Below are 17,949 nucleotides of genomic sequence, written 5' to 3' on the forward strand. Positions count from 1 at the left end.
AGGCAAGATCAACTTGCCTCTCTTTGTTCCTCACCCTCGTCACTGTTCACATGCGCCACACGCGCGCCGGCTTTGTTGGATGTCACCACACCCAATGATTTTAGCTTCCGGTGCAACGCACTGCGCTCCATGCCAACAAAGCTGGCTGTCCGGCTGATATTGCCGCCAAAGCGGTTGATCTGGGTCAGCAGGTACTCGCGTTCAAACGCCTCGCGCGCCTCACGCAGCGGCAAAGTCGCCAAGGTGCCCGCCAAAACCACGCGCCCATCATCTGCTGGAATGTCATTTTCACCGGGCAGCTCCCGGCTCTCAATGACCCCCTGCCCATCACCCAAAATCAACACACGCTCAATCAAATTCTTCAACTGCCGCACGTTTCCGGGCCAAACCATGGTTTGCAACAACGCAATCGCATCAGGGCTCAACTCGCGCAGCGGCAACCCTTGCACTTCATGTAGCTGATGCAGGAAGTAGGCAGCCAATGCAGGAATATCTTCTCGCCGCTCTTCGAGAGACGGAACTGCAATCGGCACCACGTTCAGGCGGTGATACAGCTCCTCACGGAACGTGCCTTCTGCAATTTCTCGGGTAAGGTCCCGGTTGGTGGAGGAAATCACCCGCATATCCACGCGGATCTTTTTGGTGCCACCCACCCGCGTAAATTGCTGATCTACCAGCACCCGCAGAATTTTGCTCTGCGCGGCCAAAGGCATATCCGCAACTTCGTCAAAATAGACGACACCGCCGTTGGCCTGCTCCAACAGACCCGTTTCAATCCCGCGCTCAACGCTTTCGCGTCCAAACAGGATTTCTTCCACGCGATCAGGGTCCATTCCGGCACAAGACACGGTCACAAACGGCGCGCTTGCCCGATTGGAATTGGCATGAACATAGCGTGCAGCAACATCTTTTCCGCCGCCTGCAGGCCCGGTCAGCATCACGCGCCCATTTGATCGTGTCACCTTATCCAGTTGCGAAACCATGGTGCGATAAGCTGGGCTCTCGCCAATCAATTCCGCTGGCCGGCTGTCCTGGCGCTTGAGCTCGGTGTTTTCACGCCGCAGACGACTGGTTTCCATCGCGCGTTTGATCACCACCAACAGCTGGTCAATGTTAAACGGTTTCTCGATGAAGTCGTAAGCACCTTGTTTGATCGCAGCCACCGCAATTTCGATGTTGCCGTGCCCCGAGATGATCACCACCGGCACTTCAGGATAGTCGCTTTTGACAGCCTTCAGGATATCGATCCCGTCCATGTTGCTATCTTTGAGCCAGATATCGAGGATCATCAGCGCAGGTTGAGCGCTGGTCACTTCAGCCATGGCCTCATCGGAGGTTCCGGCCAGTCGGGTGCTGAATCCCTCGTCTTTTAGGATATCAGAAATCAGCTCTCGGATATCGCGTTCGTCATCTACGATCAGAATGTCACTCATAATACTCGCTCGCTCTCTTTTTCTTCCTGTGCCGGAACGGCAGACTCTGTCAGCGGCAATCGAACTTCCGCCATGGCCCCGACATGGGAATTGTTGTCAAACATCGGCGCATCCAGCAGCGCGAGCTGCCCGCCGTGTTCTTCGATGATCTTTTTAACAATGGGCAGACCAAGCCCGGTGCCCTTGTCACGCGTGGTGACATACGGCTCAAACAATCGTGCACGGTCCTCTGGCAACCCGATGCCGTTGTCCGCGATGGTCATAACAGCTTCGTTTTTGTCCACTCCCAAGAACACGCGTATCTCTGGAGTGATCGGACCCTCAACACCTTTTTCCACCAAACTTTCAATGGCTTCTCCGGCGTTCTTTATAAGATTTGTCAACGCTTGAGAGATCATAGTTGCGTCAAGCTCCGCCAAAAGTGGTCCTGCACAGATATCACGTTTGAAGGTCACATCCGGCTGGCCCGACTCCTGTAACAACACTGCACCCGACAACAATTCCACCAGATCAACAGCCTTACGATCGGGTTCTGGCATACGGGCGAATTTGGAAAATTCATCCACAATCCGGCGCAAGTCGTTTGTTTGACGCACAATCACATCCGTCATCTGCTCAAGCTGGTCACTGTCTTCACCCACCCGGCTGGCAAACTTGCGCCGAATGCGTTCGGCGCTCAACTGAATCGGGGTCAGTGGGTTTTTGATCTCATGAGCAATGCGACGCGCCACGTCTCCCCACGCGGCCATACGCTGCGCAGTGACAAGGTTGGTCACATCATCAAAGGCAACCACATAACCTTCCAAAGACCCGTCACCACGTCGCCGCGTGGACATGCGTACAAGGAGGTTCTCCAACCGTCCGGATCGCGACACTTTGATCTCTTCCTGCGCAACTTCGCGGCCACTCTCACGCAAAGTATCAAACATCAGCCCAAATTCCGGCACGGCAACGGCCAACGGCATCTTTTGGCGGTCATCCGCCCACTCCAAGAGCTTCTCGGCGGATTTATTTACAAACGCCACTTTGCCGTCAGCATCCAAACCGACAACCCCGGAGGTCACGGAGCTGAGTACGGAATCAAACATCCGGCGGCGACGATCAATCTGGCGGGTGTTGTCCAGAAGTGTCTCGCGCTGCCCTTTCAGCTGTCGGGTCATTTGGTTGAAATAACGGCTGAGCATGGCGATCTCATCATCGCCATCTTCTTCCATGACGTGCACATCAAGATCCCCGGCACCAACCCGCTGCGCCGCCCGTGTCAACCGCCCTACCGGACGGGACAACCGCTCTGCAAACCACATCCCCATCCAGATCGCTGCCAACACAAGGATCAGTGCAAATCCTAAATAGATCAGCCCAAACTCAAACAGCCTCTGTCCGCGTTCGCTTTCCAGCTGGGAATAGAGCTTTGCGCTTGCTTTGGTATCATCCAAGAGCTGAAAAATCTCCGCATCAACATCCCGACTGATGTAGAGAAACCGATCTACAAAGGCATCAAGCTGGATCAACGCGCGCATCTCGTTGTTGTCCAGATCACGAATAATCGTGTACCCATTTTCGATTGCCAGCGCCATTTCCTGCGCCGTGGGTTGCTCGAAATCAAACAGATATGATCGATCTCCACGCGCGCGAATTTCGCCCGTGCCATCGATCACAAAAGCTTCTTTCAAGCCCCGCTGAATCTGCAACTGGCCAGAAGCCAGCAACACACGAAGTTCGCCAGAATCCATGAAAAACGTGGCCCGTCGTTGCGAATTGAGAAAATCCGCAAGCGCGCCACCGTCCTCTTTCATCGCCTCAATGTGTTCTAACTCATAAGCCTCCGCAGCCGCGAGCGAATTGCCCACCACCACACGAACCCGTTCGCTGAACCAGCCCTCAAGTCCAATGTTCAACGTCAGCCCCGCAAACACCGCCACGGTCACTGCGGGCACAATGGCCAAGATTGTAAAAACACCCGTCAATCTCAGGTGCAGCCGAGATCCCACCGACTTTGCCCGACGCGATGCAATGGCCCGCATTACGTTCTGCAGCACCAAAGCCGCAACAACCAAAACGTAGACAAAATCGGCCAGCAAAACCGCACGCAGCGCGTCTGAGGAGGCACCCAGATCAAACGGGCCAAGCACCATAAAGGTGGCGAACGCCAGAACAGGCCCCAGCACAACCAACCCCAACGTTGCGGCATTCTGAACACGCCTTTGACGGCGTAAACGCTGAAAACGCGCCCAATGACTGGTCATTGTCCGGCTTGTCACCCGACTTCCTCAACTGATGTGGTATCGCAACCGCGAACCAACGCCATATTCTGTGGCAGCGTCTAGAGAGCCCGTCATTTTTTGAGACTGCGACTCTCGCGCCACGCTTATGTGGCCTTTTTACATCAATTTGCGGCGGCGTGTCACGTGAATATCCAGATCCGTTATCTTTTTGCGCAAAGTATTTCGATTAATTCCGAGCAGATCAGCACATTTTGCCTGATTGCCGCCAGTTGCATCCAGCGCAATCTCAATAAGGGGCAATTCGATTTCGCGCAGGATCCGCGCATACAGACCCGCCGGCGGCAACATATTGCCATGCAGATCAAAATATCGACGCAAATGGCGTGCCACGCTGGCCGAAAGTTTTTCGCTGTCTTCGCCGCCCATCAAAGGCCCCGCTTGGGGCTGTGTGCCGAGCACCATCTCCGCTTCAGATTTGGCAACTTCTTCTGCCTGAGCGGTCAAAACCAACCGACGCACGGCGTTTTCCAATTGCCGCACGTTGCCCGGCCAGCTGTAAGCGCGAAACATCTCCATGGCGTCCTCGGAGAACACCCGCATCTGCGCCCCATCACGCTCTGCACGATGTAAGAAATGCTCGACAAGCAGCGGAATATCATCCACCCGTTCCCGCAGGGACGGAACATGCAGCGCCGCGCCGTTCAGACGGTAGTACAAGTCTTGTCGAACCGATCCATTTTCCATGGCACTGTTCAAATTCACTTGGCTTGTGGCCATGAAGCGCGGGTTCTGATCACCGGGCGCGTCAATCATCCGTACAATGCGGGCCTGAACCTCATCGTCGATGTCACCAATTTCATCAAATAGAATGGTGCCACCCTTGGCTTTGGCCAACACGCGCGCAGGGCCCTCCAAGTCACTCAGATCCGCCGCATTCGCCACAACAAAGGGCAGATTTCTGCGATCCGAGAAGTCATGGATTTCCTTGGCGATCAAGGATTTACCTGTCCCACTTTCACCAGAAATGAGAACCGGAAGATCCGTATTCATCACCCGCGCCACCAAACGATACAGCGCCTGCATGGCTGGCGTGCGTCCAACAAGGGGCAATTCATCCGGGCGCTCATCATCTGCAACCGGTGCCACAGGGGCACGGCGTTTTTGATCCAGGGCTTTGCCTGTGCGCTTCATCAAATCAGGCAGATCAAACGGCTTGGGCAAGTAATCATAAGCCTCCGCTTCCGCGGCCTGAATGGCTGTCATAATGGTATTCTGTGCCGAGATCACGATCACCGGCAAACCGGGACGATCTTCCGAGATTTTGGGCAGCATTTCCAAGCCATTGCCGTCCGGCATCATCACATCGGTGATGACCACATCACCTTTGCCCTCTCCAACCCAACGCATCAACGTCGTCAACGAAGAGGTTGCGTGCACCTTACAGCCCGCCCGCGTCAGAGCCTGTGTTAAAACCGTGCGGATTGTGCGATCGTCATCTGCGACCAGAACCGTGCCATCCATCAGAGGCTCTCCTCATAAGTTCTCATTGTTTCATTGCTTGCACGCGGCAGCGACAGCTTGAAAACTGTGCGTCCGGGTGCGCTATCCACCGAAATCAGACCACCATGGTCCGAAATAATCTTACTCACCAAAGCCAACCCCAAACCGGTGCCGTTCTCTCGGCCCGACACAAAGGGGTCAAACACATCACCTTCTAAATCTTGCGGCAAACCCGGACCGTCATCGATGATCTCTATCTGCAGCGGCAACGGCTGCCCGCTGCCATCTTTGCGGCGCATACGGAAGGAATGTTCATAGAAGGTGTGAATTCGGATGACGCCTTTGTCGCCAGCGGCCTCCGAGGCGTTCTTCAACAGATTCAACACCACTTGAAGCAGCTGATCAGAATCCCCTTCTGCCGGAGGCAAGGACGGATCATAGTCTTCAATGATCTTCATATGGGCGCCGTAGCTGACCAAGGCGGACCGTCTTGCACGGTCCAACACATCGTGGATGTTCACGGGCTTGCGCGCTGGCAACGACAGGTTACCAAACTGCTCAACCTGTTCCAGCAATTTCACAATCCGGCGGCTCTCCTCAACGATCAGATCGGTCAGCTCCAGATCATCAGGGCTGAGATTCATCGAAAGAAGTTGCGCAGCTCCCGTGATCCCAGCCAACGGATTCTTGATCTCATGGGCCAGCATTTCCGCCATTCCAATGGCTGATTTGGCTGAGGATTTAACGCCATTGCTGCGATTCATCCGTCCGGCCAATTCACGGCTGGAGATCAGAAAGAGCATTTCATTGTCAGAATCCGCCAACGGCGCAATCTGCAAGTTGCATTGAACGGGGGGACCATCGCCGGTGCCCACATCAGCGTCATTTACAAAAAGCGGTGTGCCATGTTCACGGGCCCGGTGGAACGCCTCTTCAAGCGGCGCATCAATCATCACCTTGTCCCAGATCGGCTGCCCGGTCATGGATTTGGACGACGCGTTCAAGAACGTTTCTGCCGCCGGGTTGATGCGCAGGATGGCGTCGGATTCATCCACCACCAACGCTGGCACCGGCAAAGAATTCCATATCGGATTATGCGCGCTCATGCCGCCTCTTCACTGTTCTTAGGGGCCCCGTCATTGGAAGCCATCAAAGCTTCTCCCAACAGCACCATCACTTCTTCTTTGTCTCGACTGGTCTGCACACGTCGGCGCAACACGGGGTCTGTCCCCACGCCGTCCATGTACCAACCCAGATGTTTACGTGCGACACGCAGGCCCAGCTCGTTGCCGTAAAACGACAGCATGGCCGCGTAATGCCCGCGCACCATGTCGACCAACGCCTGCCCCTGCGGAATTTCCGGAGCCGCCGCGCCAAACAATTCGGCGGCCATCTGCGCCAATATCCATGGCTTGCCCTGCGCTCCACGGCCGACCATCACGCCGTCCGCACCCGATGCGGCCAAAGCCACTCTGGCCGTGTCACTGTCTACGATATCGCCATTGGCAATCACTGGAATCGACACCGCGTCTTTTACGTTCTGTATCGCGGCCCAATCCGCCGCGCCTTTGTAAAACTGGCAACGCGTGCGTCCGTGGATCGTCAGCATCTGAACGCCCGCCGCCTCAGCGCGTTGCGCCAGCTCAGGTGCATTGAGCAAATTGTCATCCCACCCAAGCCGCGTTTTCAGGGTCACCGGAATGTCCACCGCACCCACCACCGCTTCAATCAATGTCAAAGCGTGGTCCAAATCTTTCATCAACGCAGACCCACTGGCACCCGCACCGCTGGCGCTGGTCACTTTTTTGGCCGGGCACCCCATGTTGATGTCAATCAGTGTCGCACCGTTGGCCGCAACTTGACGCGCCGCCTCTGCCATCCAATGCGCCTCTCGTCCGGCAAGCTGAACCGATGTGATCGCGTCACCAAATCCCAGTTCTGCGCGCTCACGCACCCCGGGCTTTGCCTGTACCATTTCCTGACTGGCCACCATTTCGCTCACCACCAGACCAGCCCCAAACTGACTCACCAAATCGCGAAACGGGCGGTCCGTGATGCCAGCCAAAGGCGCCAGAAAAACTGGAGGGGTCAAAGAGAGATGTGCGACTTCAATGGTCACGTGCCTAATCCTTGTGCAGTACCTTTGGCGTATCTGACCCATTGGTCAAACTCAATGAAAGTAAGGTGAAGTTTTTGGCATTAATTCACATATGATTAAAAATTAAGCACACACTCCCGGTCAATTGCCACTCTGGCTTGCAGGTTCTACATAGTACACATGACAAATGCCTCATTCGATAGCCCCTCTCGGGTCGCAGCGCTGATTGTCGCGGCAGGTCGCGGAACCCGCGCCGGCGGCGTCCTTCCCAAGCAGTGGCAAAACACTGCTGGAAAAAGCGTCGCTCAGTGGACGCTCAACGCCTTTGAAGCCCACCCACAGGTGCAAGACGTCCTTGTGGTGACCCATCCAGACGATGATGCTTTCGCGCAGCAACTCTCCGTGCCAACCGTTCACGGTGGTGCAACCCGCGACGCCTCAGTCAAAGCTGGGCTCAACGCCCTCAAGGGATTGGGCATCACCCACGTGCTGATTCACGACGTTGCACGCGCGGGCATCGACGCAGCTACAATTTCAGCAGTCATCAACGCGCTGAAAAACGGCGCAGAGGGCGCCGCCCCCGCACTTGCTGTCACAGATGCGCTGTGGCACGGCGATGGCACCAAGGTCACCGGCACCCAAAACCGCGATGGCCTCTTTCGTGCACAAACCCCGCAAGGGTTTGCCTTTGACGCCATCCATGCTGCACATCTTGCACACCCAGGTGGTGCCGCAGACGATGTCGAGGTGGCACGCGCCGCAGGGCTTGACGTGACCATCGTGCCGGGCAATGAGCGCAACCTGAAGATCACCACACCGGGCGACTTTGCCCGTTTGGAAGAGCACTTGCTTGCAACACAGGAACACAAGATGGACATTCGGCTTGGAAACGGCTTTGACGTGCATGCTTTTGAAGACGGAGATCACGTCATACTCTGTGGTGTGCGCATTCCACACACCAAGGCACTCAAAGGCCACTCTGACGCGGATGTCGGCATGCACGCGGTGACCGACGCGATCTACGGCGCATTGGCCGAAGGTGACATCGGCCGCCATTTCCCGCCAAGCGAGGCGGAATGGAAAGACATGGACAGCGCAGTGTTTCTCAAACACGCGGTTGATCTGGCCACCGCCAAAGGGTTTGTGATTTCCAACATCGACTGCACGCTGATCTGCGAGCGCCCCAAAATTGGGCCACATGCTGCCGCAATGATGGCGCGCATGGGTGACATTATGGGCCTGGCCTCCGACCGCGTATCGATCAAAGCCACAACAAGTGAAAAACTCGGCTTCACAGGCCGCGAAGAAGGGATTGCCGCCATCGCGACGGCAACATTGGTGAAACCATGATAAGACTGATCACAACCTTCTTTGGCGTCGGCCGCCTGCCTGCCGCCCCTGGCACGTGGGGGTCATTGGCCGCACTGATCATTGGCTGGGCTGTTGTAGAATTTGTGGGGGTGTGGCTTCTTGTCATTCTCTGCGCGCTGTCCATCGTGATAGGCATCTGGGCCTGCAAACGCGATCTGGCAGACCGCCCCACGGAAGACCCCTCAGAGATTGTAATCGACGAGGTTGCGGGCATGTGGATCGCCCTGCTCTTCCCTGCTGTGGCCTTTGCCATGCGCGACATGCCCATGGTTTGGCCCGGCCCCATCGCTGCCTTTCTGTTCTTCCGCTTGTTTGACATCCGCAAACCCTGGCTTGTTGGGCGCGCAGACCGCCGCCATGACCCGTTGGGAGTGATGCTGGATGACATCTGGGCCGGTGTGTTTGCCGGGATCGCCACCATGATCGCCGCCGCGCTCTATCATGTGGTGCTGATGTGAGCGCGGATGCCGCCGCCGTCTTGGAGGCCTGCCGGGCCGCAAAGCTGCGCGTGGCCACAGCCGAAAGCTGTACTGCGGGCATGGTCGCCGCCGCTTTGACTGACATCCCCGGAAGCTCGGACGTGTTTGAGCGCGGCTTCGTCACCTACACCAACCTCGCCAAAACCGAGATGCTGGGTGTGCGCGAGGCCACTTTGGCCGCCGTGGGGGCTGTGTCCGAAGAGGTGGCGCGCGAAATGGCGCTGGGAGCGCTGGTCAATTCTGATGCGCAGCTAACGGTCTCCATCACCGGAATCGCAGGACCCGGTGGCTCAGAATTCAAACCGGAGGGGCGCGTGTGCTTTGGTCTCGCCACCCAACAGGGCTGCAAAACCGAAACCGTTGAATTTGGCGCCTTGGGCCGCACAAACGTGCGCGAAGCGGCGCGGGATCATGCGTTATCGCTGATTTTTCAGGCAGCCTGCGCACTCTGATCTTTTTTTAATCACTTCAACTGTTTTTCCGCACATTAATTACTCACATTGTAAATCGCCCCATTTTGAAGCAGTAAAATACCACATCAGCCTTTGTTTTGAGCGGTCTTTCGGTTCTTTGACCAAAAAACCATCACTCACGGGACAAAGGGGAAGAAAAATGAACGGAGCGGACACCGCATGGATCATCGTGGCGACAGCCTTGGTTCTGTTCATGACATTGCCGGGTTTGGCGTTGTTTTACGGGGGCCTTGTACGCGCCCGCAACGTGCTCAGCGTGTTTATGCAAACATATGCAATTGCCTGTTTGATGAGCGTTTTATGGCTCGTTTTTGGCTATTCCATCGCATTTGGCAATGACGGCGGCGCCACCTCCCTATGGGGCGGGTTGGGCAAAATGTTCCTCACCGGCGTCACCGCAGATAGCCTGTCCGGCACCCTGCCCGAGGTTCTGTTCTTTGCCTTTCAAATGACCTTCGCCATCATCACGCCCGCCTTGATCGTCGGCGCCTATGTGGAACGGATCGGCTTTGGCTTCGTTCTTCTGTTCTCTGGTCTGTGGATGCTGCTGTGTTACGCACCGGTGGTGCACTGGATTTGGGGAGGCGGCATGATGGCGGACGGCGGCATCTTTGGCGACATCGGTGTGCGTGACTTCGCTGGTGGCATTGTGGTCCACGAAACCGCAGGCCTTGCCGCGCTTGTGCTTGCTGTGATGCTCGGCGCACGTCGCCACCGCACCACCCCACCACATGCCCCTTGGATGGTGATGATCGGCGCGGCCATGTTGTGGGTCGGCTGGTTCGGCTTTAACGGCGGCTCCCAGCTTGCCGCAGATGGCGGCGCGGCCATGGCGCTCACCGTGACCCACATCTCCGCGGCGACCGCATCGCTGACCTGGGCCCTATGGGAGCGCATCAAATACGGCAAAGCGTCTTTGGTTGGCCTCGTGACCGGGACCATCGCTGGTCTTGCGTCCATCACGCCAGCCTCGGGCTTTGTTGGCCCGGTTGAAGCGCTGATCATTGGGGCTATCGCCGGCATCCTCTGTCAGGAAGCCGTAAACCTCGTGCGCAACGGTCTGAAAATCGACGACACTCTGGATGTCTTCGCCGTACACGGTGTTGGCGGCATCTTCGGCACCATCATGATTGCGGTCTTTGGCCAAGGCGCATGGGTGGCCCAACTCGGCGGGCTGGCTGTGGTTGGTGTCTTCACCGTTGTGGTCACCTTTGTGCTGGTCAAACTGGTCAGCCTGATCACACCACTGCGTGTCGATGAAGAGACAGAGGTCAACGGTCTGGACCTCGAAGTACACGGCGAGCGCGCCTACGACATCGCATCCTAACGAAACACCATTTCACTCCAAGACTCGGGCGGCCGCCACTTAAGGCCGCCCTTTTTTGTGGTTCACCAGCGGGTGTAAGGTACAAAGACCTCGCCCGTCACAGCATCAGCTGACACGCCCGTGACCCCCTGCAACTCCACCAAAAGCTCGCCCTGAAACATCACATTGGTGTTGCCATCCACCTCCACCAATTCAAGTGCAATCTCCTGCTCTGGATAAAACGGACCAACAAAATCATCTTCATGCACCGTCACCTGCAGGGTCTCGTTACCAACTTCGAAATCACTGATCACCGCGTGATCATTCGGCCCACTTGCGTTGGCCTCCCAATAGACACCAAAAGCATCTTCGCCGGCGCCGCCCGTCATCACATCCTGTGCGTCACCCAACACCACATCATCGCCTTCCCCGCCAATCAAAGTATCGGCCGATCCGTCCGCATAATCGGTGGCATCAATGTTTGGAAAGCCAGACCCAGCAGCCGGGGGGTTTTCCATAAAATCGCGGGTGCCGCCGATGGTGTCATTGCCGTCTCCGCCGTCAATCACATCAGAGCCGGTGCTGCCAAACAAGGAATCGTCACCGCCACCGCCAGCGACATCGTCGCCCCCGATCCCGCCGGAATGCCCTCCACCAAAGTAAACGTCCTGTCCCGCACCGCCAACAAATGTGTCGTTCCCCGCACCGCCCTGAACAATCGCAAAACCAGCCGCCTCCAACACACTCACATCAATCAGATCGTCTCCTTCACCCGCTTCAATGTAGCTGCTGTTGGTGGTGCTTGCCACGATGGTGTCATTGCCCTCTCCCGCTATCACCACGGTTTCACGAGCGCCCATCGTCACGCTGTCGTCTCCGCCATTGGTTTGGACAACGCTTACGTCGGGCTCAGAAACAGGATCACCCGAAGGAGAGTCTGGCTGAACAAAGGCAAAAGTCTCGTTGTCATAGGCATCAAACCGCGCCGTTCCTGACACACCACCATTGGTATCGGCACTCAGGTCAATCGTGTCACTTTCGTCGCCCGTTGCCACTCGAACGGATGTGTCCCCCTGTATCTCAAGGGTCGTCGCTCCCTCTAGATCAGTCAACGCATAGAGTTCGATGCCACTGCCAGGACGGTAACTGTCATCTCCAGCCTCGCCAAATCTGGCAGAAACAACCTCAAAACTTGCTACAATTTCACTGGTATCCAGCGAAAACTGCTCATCGCCTTCGTCCACAAAATCTTCTTCAACGAAATGCACTTCCATTACACCACGAGGAAGCGCGTCGATCCCTTCCAAAACCGCACCGGACACGACCAAGTCGCCGTCATCGGTCTGCGTCACGTCAAAGTTGGACTCATCATAAGATGCAAAATGATCCACGGGCTCCAAAATGGCGATGCGGTCATTTTCGGCATCAAATTCAGAGAGATCATAAATTGGCTCGCCGCTGTCGGTTTCATCGGAGGGCGTCAAAATCTCGTCGTTCAGAATGACGATCGGCCAGTCCTCTAGACCGGGCTCTTCACTGGGATCATAGGTCAGAGCAGTCACATCGATGTCATCAACGGGTGCCACGTCATCTTCTGAAGGTGTGGGATTGGGGTCAGTGCCGCCCCCCGTATCAGAGTCAGACCCACTGTCCACCAGCGCACCAACACCTGCCATTCCCAAAAGCGCCAATAACAAATACACGATAACTCACTCCAAACCGAAACCTGAAAACAAATTACATCTCAAACGTGTGCAAATAAAGGCAAACTTGCGAAAATTAAGCGGAGTTTTTGGTTAACAAGCCAAATGGCAGGCGCATGCGGCTGCCACCTTAGTCATAGAGCGCCTTTGCCCGCGCCTCAAAGGCGGCGACAATGCGGTGCATGGCTTCGTTGAAGACCAAGCCAATCGCCTTTTGCAGCAGGATGTTTTTGAACTCAAAATCAACATAGAATTTTACGTCGACTCCCCCGTCCACATCCGCAAAGTCCCATGTGGATTTCATGTGTTTAAACGGACCGTCCAAATACTCCGTGTCGATGTGTTTGATCTCCGGATAGAGCACAACCCGGCTGCCAAACCGTTCCCGGAACACCTTGAACGAAATCACCAAATCCGCCAGCATTTCCGCGCCGGTGCCCAACTCGGTCTGCACCGGGGTCACCGAGCGAATGCGCGCGGCAGCGCACCAAGGCAAGAACTTCGGATATTCGGCCACATCCGCAACCAGATCGTACATCTGCTGCGCGCTGTAAGGCAGGGTGCGGGTCTCTGAATGCGTGGGCATCGTGTCTCGTCTCGGCGGGTCCATTTTCACGTGACAGCCCACCGCGTCCCCGCTATGCACTGTTCTGGAAGCGCACATAGCGGCGCGAGATGGGGAAAATCAAGGGGGTCGCATGTCACAGCGTCCATATGTCATCGACCAAATGATCTCGGCCAAACAGATCGCGGCCCGTATCGAAGTCCTCTCTCACGAAATTCAAAGCGAATACAGCGGCACAGACAAGCTGATTGTGGTTGGGCTTTTACGCGGATCATTTGTGTTTATCGCCGATTTGGTGCGCGAACTCGATCTGCCCGTCGAAGTCGACTTCCTCGAAGCGTCCTCTTATGGAAACGCGATGGAAAGCAGTCGAGAAGTGCGTATTTTCAAAGATTTGAGAGGCGAAATTGAAGGGCGTGATGTGCTTGTTGTCGAAGACATCGTTGACACAGGCCACACGCTTGCCCACGTCCTGCATCTGCTCACCGCCCGCAACCCAGCCAAGATCAAAACCATCGCACTATTGGACAAACCATCGCGTCGTGAAGCGGACATTGCGGCGGATTGGATCGGCTTTCCGATCCCAGATGAATTTGTCGTGGGCTATGGCATCGACTACGCGCAACGCAATCGCAACCTGCCCTTCATCGGCAAGGTGCGCTTTGTCGACGAAGCCTAACCAACAGCGACACATGCCACAATGCGATCCAACCTCCGGGCCGCGGAGCTACGCGCCCAATCCGCTTCAGGCACCATTGCACTGATCTGACACGCGGCCTACATTTTTGCAGAACCGCCATCACAAGGCTGCACCAATGAATTTCCGCCATCTCATCCGCATGAGCCGCTTGGCCCGCAATCCGCCCTCTGAGAAACGCGTCAAGCTTGTCTTTGGCGTGATCATCGCCTGTCTTATTCTGGCACTGATCGAACGGTTCATCGGCTGGCCTGACGCCCTCACCGCAGACCGGATTCCGCGAATTGGCAAGTTTTAGGGGCGGCTGACGTAGGCGGAGACCCTCAAAAAGCGCTCATCGCAACCATCCGCGCTCCACAAATGTGCAGAGCCTCCTACGCAGCCTCGCTCCCCACGTCACTTTGAGCACCAAATCCCTTCGGAGACCTCCATAGGCCAAGTATTTGGTCCGAAAGCAGCGACGATCACGCGGGTCACTGAGGCGCGTGTCCCTGTTGATCTGCCTGTGAGATCAGCCATGACACAACCGTTTCGACTGCGGCGTTTGCCCCCGGACGACGTTGTGTCAAAAGATAGAAATCCTGCGTTCCAGCCGTGCTTGACCGCCCAACCTCTACAAGATTGCCTGCCGCTAAGTCGTTGGTGACCAGAAAACGGCTTACCAGCGCGACACCCTGCGCAGAAATGGCGGCGTCCACCGCCAGCGCCGTTTGACTGAGCCGAAGCCCCCGCCGGCTTTGGTCACAAACGCCCAATTCCGCCAAGACCTTGGGCCACAGATCATGCGTGTCATGGATCTTTGGCACAGACGACAGCAAATCGGAGCCAACCGGAAGCTGGACACCTTCCAGCAGTCTGGGCGCTATCACGGCGACCACATCTTGCTTGAACAACAGCGTGGCGCTCAGCGCGGCACCAAATGGCGGCGTCCCTTGCCGAACAGCCAGATCAATTCCATCGCTATGAAAACTCGAAACCTTTTCGGTCGCCAGAATACGCAAATCGACATCGGGGTGTTTGTTTGAAAAGTCCGGAAGATTCGGAATAAGCCATTTGGACGCAAAAGTTGGTGTGACGCTGATCAGAACTTTTCCGGGCTCTGGCTTGAGCTGTGCCGTCGCCGAACGCAGGTCAGAAAACGCGCCCGCAACCCCGTCGTGGTAGGTGCGACCCGCTGAGGTCAGCGCCAAGCCCTTGGGCAATCTGTCAAAGAGCGTCGTGCCAAGATGTGCCTCAAGTTGGCGTATTTGCTGCGCCACAGCGCCCTGTGTCACACCCAACTCATCCGCCGCAGCCCGAAAGCTGAGACGACGACCAGAAACATCAAAGGCGCGCAGACCATTGAGAGGGGGAAGACCTGTCATCTGGCAATAGTATTTCTATTGTCAGGAAACATCAAACCTCAATCGATTTCAAAAAATGTGGCGCATATGATGCGGGTAACCAGCTAAGGAGATGAAGATGACAGTAGAAAAAGTCGCGCTGATCACTGCAGGCGGTAGCGGGATGGGGGCAGATGCGGCGCGTCGGCTTGCATCGGACGGTTTCAAGGTCGGGATCCTGTCTTCTTCAGGAAAGGGCGAAGCCCTCGGCGTCGAACTTGGTGGTTTTGGCGTCACAGGCTCCAACTTGAACAACAGTGATTTGTCCTCTCTTGTTCAAGGTGCACAGGACCGATGGGGGCGCGTGGATGTGCTGGTCAACTCAGCGGGTCATGGGCCAAAGGGCCCGATTCTGGAGATGGGTGACGACGATTGGCATCAAGGCATGGAAATCTATTTGATGAACGTGATACGCCCGACCCGGCTCGTCACGCCCGTGATGCAGCAACAAGGTGGCGGCGCGATCATCAATATTTCAACCTTCGCGGCCTTTGAACCTGATCCCCTTTTCCCGACGTCAGGCGTTTTCCGTGCTGGCCTTGCAGCCTTCACCAAACTCTACTCAGACAAATACGCCGCTGACAACATACGCATGAACAATGTCTTGCCCGGCTTTATTGACAGCTTGCCGGAGACTGAGGACCGAAAAGCGCGCATCCCGATGGGCCGCTATGGCCGGGCCGACGAGGTGTCCTCACTGATTTCACTGCTTGCGTCTGAGGGCGGCGGATACATGACAGGACAAAACCTGCGCATCGATGGTGGGCTCACCCGTGCCGTCTAGCGTCGCACAGCGTTCCGCGGCCGTCGACCGCATTACATTCACGGTCAAATGGGGTGCATCTGCCATTCAAATCATGGGGTATACCGCAACGGCGTTCGGCTGGACGCCATGGAACCTCTACCTATTTTTGGTAGGCGTTCTTGGCTGGTTTACTGTTGGCGCTTTGTGGAATGACAAAGCCTTAATGCTTGTCCATCTTGTCGCACTGGTTGCAATGATCGCGGGCATGACAAACGGCTAGACAGATGTCATTGGCACTCTTGCGGTATCGTCCAAAATGGGCGATCCGCATCCCCTATCCCTAGATGTATTTTAAGCAGCCACTTCGACTCTCACACACCGAAAGGCGCCCGGTTAACGTTTTCACGCACACCAAAACGGCACCTCCGCAAAACAGTTGCGATACAGACGCAATACCGACGTTCCAAAACGCGGATATGCTCCTGTTAACCTTTGCCAGTACCGGGGTCAGTTGATGGTCGCAAACACCGCTGAAACTGGCGCCATCGCAACGGTGCCCGCGCGGTCCTGCAAGGCCCACAAAAGAAGCGCAGATATCGCCTCATCGCGCAAGCGTCCCACCATCACCACTCCGTCTTCTTGGCCCGCCTTAAACGCAGCCTGATCAAGGAATCGTCGCATCACCACGGCAGTTTGGCCTTTGTCATCGAAGTCACGGAACACACTTGCAGAGGGCACACCCTCCTTAGCCGCAAGTTTCTGAGCGGTATTCAACCCATTGGGAAACATAAGCAATCCATGACCACTGCTCAACAGAGCCTCCGTCACTTGATCGCTGATAACCTTGCTTCCTTGCAAACCATCAGAGAGCCCTTCAATGACACCAACAAATTGGTCGGACACCGACAAATGTGCCTGCATCGCCTGCTCCACATCCGCGGCTGTGGCCTCAGCGGGCACGTCCACCATGGCAAGAACCTCAAACCCCCGGTCTCGGTAATCCTTTGTTTTCGCAGAAACTTCGGGATCCAATGTGCTCACAGCAATGGTCAGCGGATACGGAAAGCTCACCAACGCCTCCATATCAAAGCTGTGCTCACCCGTGTCCACCAAGACAATCGCCATCAAGGGTTTGTTGTCAGTGTTTTCAGAGACTTCTGCATTGGCTTCTACGGGGCGTGACGGCACTGGGGCACTCTCTTCACCAGTGGTGGAGTCTGTGTCCGCCCCAACCGTCGGCAACCGATCAGATTTGTGCTGCGGAAACGCCTCCTCGATGTCACCCACGGGCTTTAGCAACGCCGTTTCGACCTCTTCCGATGCGGGCTCTTCTTCTGCCTCCGCATTTGGTGTTACATCCTCAGCTTCCGGGCTTGGCTGGGGGTCGGAAACAAGACTTTGTTCGGAACTTTCTGTTTCTACTTCAACAGCTTCTGCAGGATTTTCCGGCGCTGTTTGATCTGTGCTTTCAACAACAGCCGGTGTCTCAAAGGTCTCGCCATCCGCCACATCAGGCGACGTCGGCTGCGCAGGGTTGGTGGAAATCGACAGTTCTGAATCAGGCACCGGCGCGGTTGGAGTCTGGGCCTGGGGGTTGGGGAACACCGGGCTCTCCGCTTCTAAGGCAACTGCCCCGCTCGCCTCAGGCGCTACGGGCGCCGCAAGCTCGGCCTCAACCGATTCTGCTTGTGGTTTGGGGGCCGACGCCGTGTCGCTGATGGGCGGTTGATCCCCTGCTTCGGCCTCAGGCACCGCCGTCGAAGACGTTGCTTCCACTGCCATATCCGCTTGGGATGTTGCACCCAAGTCACCACTTTGAACGGGAGGGTCTTGAGCCTCAATTGGTGCCTGCGCTGAAGTTTGTGGAGCCACTGTTGCAGGCAAAGGCGACAACAAAGACGTCGCCGCCAACACGCCACCAATTAGGATGACACCCCAGAAAATACCCGCCAAAAATCCGCGCAACATCGTG

At 56.2% G+C, this 17,949-nt stretch carries 17 protein-coding genes; 8 read left to right on the plus strand and 9 right to left on the minus strand.

Annotated features, from left to right (window positions below; translation table 11 throughout):
• Positions 1-8: 8 nt before the first annotated feature.
• The 5 genes from ntrX to dusB form a co-directional block, all read right to left on the minus strand.
• On the minus strand, positions 9-1,433 hold the full coding sequence (ntrX, locus tag ABWV47_RS01820; RefSeq protein WP_353308130.1) for a nitrogen assimilation response regulator NtrX: 1,425 nt from the start codon (positions 1,431-1,433) through the stop codon (positions 9-11).
• A complete protein-coding gene (locus tag ABWV47_RS01825; RefSeq protein WP_353308131.1) occupies positions 1,430-3,679 on the minus strand; it encodes a sensor histidine kinase NtrY-like in 2,250 nt (749 codons plus the stop codon). The genes ntrX and ABWV47_RS01825 overlap by 4 nt, the downstream gene beginning before the upstream one ends.
• Positions 3,680-3,814: 135 nt before the next feature.
• On the minus strand, positions 3,815-5,179 hold the full coding sequence (locus ABWV47_RS01830) for a response regulator (RefSeq protein WP_353308132.1): 1,365 nt from the start codon (positions 5,177-5,179) through the stop codon (positions 3,815-3,817).
• The gene (locus tag ABWV47_RS01835) at positions 5,179-6,264 is read right to left on the minus strand and encodes a two-component system sensor histidine kinase NtrB (RefSeq protein ID WP_353308133.1); all 1,086 of its coding nucleotides are present in this window, start codon (positions 6,262-6,264) and stop codon (positions 5,179-5,181) included. Before ABWV47_RS01835 ends, ABWV47_RS01830 begins: the two co-directional genes overlap by 1 nt.
• On the minus strand, positions 6,261-7,277 hold the full coding sequence (dusB, locus tag ABWV47_RS01840; protein WP_353308134.1) for a tRNA dihydrouridine synthase DusB: 1,017 nt from the start codon (positions 7,275-7,277) through the stop codon (positions 6,261-6,263). The genes ABWV47_RS01835 and dusB overlap by 4 nt, the downstream gene beginning before the upstream one ends.
• A 159-nt stretch (positions 7,278-7,436) precedes the next feature.
• On the opposite strand from dusB, the gene ABWV47_RS01845 reads away from it, so the two are divergent.
• From ABWV47_RS01845 to ABWV47_RS01860, 4 genes are all read left to right on the plus strand, one after another.
• Positions 7,437-8,606, plus strand: coding sequence for a bifunctional 2-C-methyl-D-erythritol 4-phosphate cytidylyltransferase/2-C-methyl-D-erythritol 2,4-cyclodiphosphate synthase (locus tag ABWV47_RS01845; RefSeq protein WP_353308135.1), 1,170 nt, complete (start codon positions 7,437-7,439; stop codon positions 8,604-8,606).
• A complete protein-coding gene (locus tag ABWV47_RS01850; protein ID WP_353308136.1) occupies positions 8,603-9,085 on the plus strand; it encodes a phosphatidylglycerophosphatase A family protein in 483 nt (160 codons plus the stop codon). The genes ABWV47_RS01845 and ABWV47_RS01850 overlap by 4 nt, the downstream gene beginning before the upstream one ends.
• Positions 9,082-9,558 carry a CinA family protein gene (locus ABWV47_RS01855; protein WP_353308137.1) on the plus strand — a complete coding sequence of 159 codons (477 nt, stop codon included), beginning with the start codon at positions 9,082-9,084 and terminating at the stop codon, positions 9,556-9,558. The genes ABWV47_RS01850 and ABWV47_RS01855 overlap by 4 nt, the downstream gene beginning before the upstream one ends.
• Before the next feature lie 160 nt (positions 9,559-9,718).
• Entirely contained in the window at positions 9,719-10,906 is a 1,188-nt protein-coding gene (locus ABWV47_RS01860; RefSeq protein ID WP_353308138.1) for an ammonium transporter, read from the plus strand.
• 62 nt (positions 10,907-10,968) lie between these two features.
• Here the strand turns inward: ABWV47_RS01860 and ABWV47_RS01865 are convergent, their stop codons facing one another.
• Together ABWV47_RS01865 and ABWV47_RS01870 are read right to left on the minus strand one after the other, a co-directional pair.
• Entirely contained in the window at positions 10,969-12,588 is a 1,620-nt protein-coding gene (locus ABWV47_RS01865) for a calcium-binding protein (protein ID WP_353308139.1), read from the minus strand.
• 130 nt (positions 12,589-12,718) lie between these two features.
• Positions 12,719-13,174, minus strand: coding sequence for a type II toxin-antitoxin system RatA family toxin (locus tag ABWV47_RS01870; protein WP_353308140.1), 456 nt, complete (start codon positions 13,172-13,174; stop codon positions 12,719-12,721).
• A gap of 112 nt (positions 13,175-13,286) precedes the next feature.
• Here ABWV47_RS01870 and hpt point away from each other — a divergent pair, with 112 nt between their 5' ends.
• Positions 13,287-13,832: a hypoxanthine phosphoribosyltransferase gene (gene hpt / locus ABWV47_RS01875; protein WP_353308141.1), complete on the plus strand. Its 546-nt coding sequence runs from the start codon at positions 13,287-13,289 to the stop codon at positions 13,830-13,832.
• 136 nt (positions 13,833-13,968) lie between these two features.
• A complete protein-coding gene (locus ABWV47_RS01880; RefSeq protein WP_353308142.1) occupies positions 13,969-14,148 on the plus strand; it encodes a hypothetical protein in 180 nt (59 codons plus the stop codon).
• A gap of 175 nt (positions 14,149-14,323) precedes the next feature.
• On the opposite strand, the gene ABWV47_RS01885 is transcribed toward ABWV47_RS01880, so the two are convergent.
• Positions 14,324-15,214 carry a LysR substrate-binding domain-containing protein gene (locus ABWV47_RS01885; RefSeq protein ID WP_353308143.1) on the minus strand — a complete coding sequence of 297 codons (891 nt, stop codon included), beginning with the start codon at positions 15,212-15,214 and terminating at the stop codon, positions 14,324-14,326.
• A 97-nt stretch (positions 15,215-15,311) separates the two neighbouring features.
• Here ABWV47_RS01885 and ABWV47_RS01890 point away from each other — a divergent pair, with 97 nt between their 5' ends.
• Together ABWV47_RS01890 and ABWV47_RS01895 are read left to right on the plus strand one after the other, a co-directional pair.
• Positions 15,312-16,016, plus strand: coding sequence for an SDR family oxidoreductase (locus ABWV47_RS01890; protein WP_353308144.1), 705 nt, complete (start codon positions 15,312-15,314; stop codon positions 16,014-16,016).
• Positions 15,991-16,257: a DUF6552 family protein gene (locus ABWV47_RS01895; RefSeq protein ID WP_502959676.1), complete on the plus strand. Its 267-nt coding sequence runs from the start codon at positions 15,991-15,993 to the stop codon at positions 16,255-16,257. The genes ABWV47_RS01890 and ABWV47_RS01895 overlap by 26 nt, the downstream gene beginning before the upstream one ends.
• A gap of 227 nt (positions 16,258-16,484) precedes the next feature.
• Here the strand turns inward: ABWV47_RS01895 and ABWV47_RS01900 are convergent, their stop codons facing one another.
• The gene (locus tag ABWV47_RS01900; RefSeq protein WP_353308146.1) at positions 16,485-17,945 is read right to left on the minus strand and encodes a divergent polysaccharide deacetylase family protein; all 1,461 of its coding nucleotides are present in this window, start codon (positions 17,943-17,945) and stop codon (positions 16,485-16,487) included.
• Positions 17,946-17,949: the final 4 nt, after the last annotated feature.

Source organism: Shimia sp. NS0008-38b, from assembly GCF_040370365.1.
Taxonomy (GTDB): Bacteria; Pseudomonadota; Alphaproteobacteria; order Rhodobacterales; family Rhodobacteraceae; genus Shimia.

Bases quoted from the DNA above. Each gene is read 5' to 3' on its own strand.
- ntrX (WP_353308130.1), bottom strand. From the start codon at position 1,433: ATGAGTGACATTCTGATCGTAGATGACGAACGCGATATCCGAGAGCTG.
- ABWV47_RS01825 (WP_353308131.1), bottom strand. From the start codon at position 3,679: ATGACCAGTCATTGGGCGCGTTTTCAGCGTTTACGCCGTCAAAGGCGT.
- ABWV47_RS01830 (WP_353308132.1), bottom strand. From the start codon at position 5,179: ATGGATGGCACGGTTCTGGTCGCAGATGACGATCGCACAATCCGCACG.
- ABWV47_RS01835 (WP_353308133.1), bottom strand. From the start codon at position 6,264: ATGAGCGCGCATAATCCGATATGGAATTCTTTGCCGGTGCCAGCGTTG.
- ABWV47_RS01845 (WP_353308135.1), top strand. From the start codon at position 7,437: ATGACAAATGCCTCATTCGATAGCCCCTCTCGGGTCGCAGCGCTGATT.
- ABWV47_RS01850 (WP_353308136.1), top strand. From the start codon at position 8,603: ATGATAAGACTGATCACAACCTTCTTTGGCGTCGGCCGCCTGCCTGCC.
- ABWV47_RS01860 (WP_353308138.1), top strand. From the start codon at position 9,719: ATGAACGGAGCGGACACCGCATGGATCATCGTGGCGACAGCCTTGGTT.
- ABWV47_RS01870 (WP_353308140.1), bottom strand. From the start codon at position 13,174: ATGCCCACGCATTCAGAGACCCGCACCCTGCCTTACAGCGCGCAGCAG.
- hpt (WP_353308141.1), top strand. From the start codon at position 13,287: ATGTCACAGCGTCCATATGTCATCGACCAAATGATCTCGGCCAAACAG.
- ABWV47_RS01880 (WP_353308142.1), top strand. From the start codon at position 13,969: ATGAATTTCCGCCATCTCATCCGCATGAGCCGCTTGGCCCGCAATCCG.
- ABWV47_RS01885 (WP_353308143.1), bottom strand. From the start codon at position 15,214: ATGACAGGTCTTCCCCCTCTCAATGGTCTGCGCGCCTTTGATGTTTCT.
- ABWV47_RS01890 (WP_353308144.1), top strand. From the start codon at position 15,312: ATGACAGTAGAAAAAGTCGCGCTGATCACTGCAGGCGGTAGCGGGATG.
- ABWV47_RS01895 (WP_502959676.1), top strand. From the start codon at position 15,991: ATGGTGGGCTCACCCGTGCCGTCTAGCGTCGCACAGCGTTCCGCGGCC.
- ABWV47_RS01900 (WP_353308146.1), bottom strand. From the start codon at position 17,945: ATGTTGCGCGGATTTTTGGCGGGTATTTTCTGGGGTGTCATCCTAATT.